Below are 1,143 nucleotides of genomic sequence, written 5' to 3'. Positions count from 1 at the left end.
CTTTCAAGTACCGCTTCTGTCCGACCGATGCGCAGGCAGCTGAGCTGTCGCGCACGTTCGGCTGCGTGCGGAAGGTCTACAACCTCGCCCTGGCCGCGCGCACCGAAGCGTGGACGCGGCAGGAGCGGGTGAACTACAACCAGACGTCGGCGATGCTGACGGCCTGGAAGAAGACCGAGGAACTCGCCTACCTCAACGAGGTGTCCTCCGTCCCGCTCCAGCAGGCCCTGCGGCACCTTCAGACGGCGTTCACGAACTTCTTCGGCAGGCGGGCGAAGTACCCGCGCTTCAAGTCGCGGAAGAAGTCCCGCAAGTCCGCGGAGTACACCACCAGCGCGTTCCGGTTCCGCGACGGCAGCCTCACCCTGGCGAAGATGGCGGAGCCGCTCGACATCGTGTGGTCCCGTCCCCTCCCGGAGGGTGCGTCGCCGTCCACGGTGACCGTGTCCCAGGACGCGGCCGGACGCTGGTTCGTGTCCCTGCTGTGCGAGGACCCGTCCGTCAAGCCGCTCCCCGCCACCGGCGCGGCCGTCGGCATCGACGTCGGGCTCGACCACCTGCTGACCCTCTCGACCGGGGAGAAGATCGCCAACCCCCGCCACGAGCGGCGCGACCGTACCCGCCTCGCCAAGGCGCAGCGGCAGCTTGCCCGCAAGGCCGGGGGTGACGGAGCGAACCGGGCAAAGGCACGCCGGAAGGCTGCCGAGGTCCACGCCCGCATCACCGACCGCAGGCGTGACCACCTGCACAAGCTCACCACTCGGCTCGTTCGTGAAAACCAAACGATCGTGATCGAGGACCTCACCGTCCGGAACATGGTGAAGAACCGGAGCCTGGCCCGCGCCATCAGCGACGCGGCCTGGTCGGAATTCCGGAGCATGCTGGAGTACAAGGCCCAGTGGTACGGCCGCGAAGTGATCGCGATCGACCGATGGTTCCCCTCCTCCAAGCTGTGCTCGACCTGCGGCACCTTGCAGGACAAGATGCCGCTGAACGTCCGCACCTGGACGTGCGACTGCGGGACGACCCACGACCGGGACGTGAACGCGGCGAAGAATATCCTGGCCGTCGGGCTGACGGCGTCTGTCTGTGGAGCTGGTGTAAGACCTCAACGGAGTACTCCGGGCGGGCAGTCGGCGATGA

General features: G+C 67.5%; 1 protein-coding gene. It reads left to right on the top strand.

The genetic code is table 11. From position 1 onward, the window contains the following. On the top strand, positions 1 to 1,143 hold a 1,143-nt coding region (locus tag ACW69E_RS27700; protein ID WP_457501027.1), incomplete at both ends, for an RNA-guided endonuclease InsQ/TnpB family protein.

The sequence above is a fragment of the Streptomyces sp. SS8 genome (genome assembly GCF_054072955.1).
This window is presented reverse-complemented; position numbering and strand designations above follow the sequence as displayed.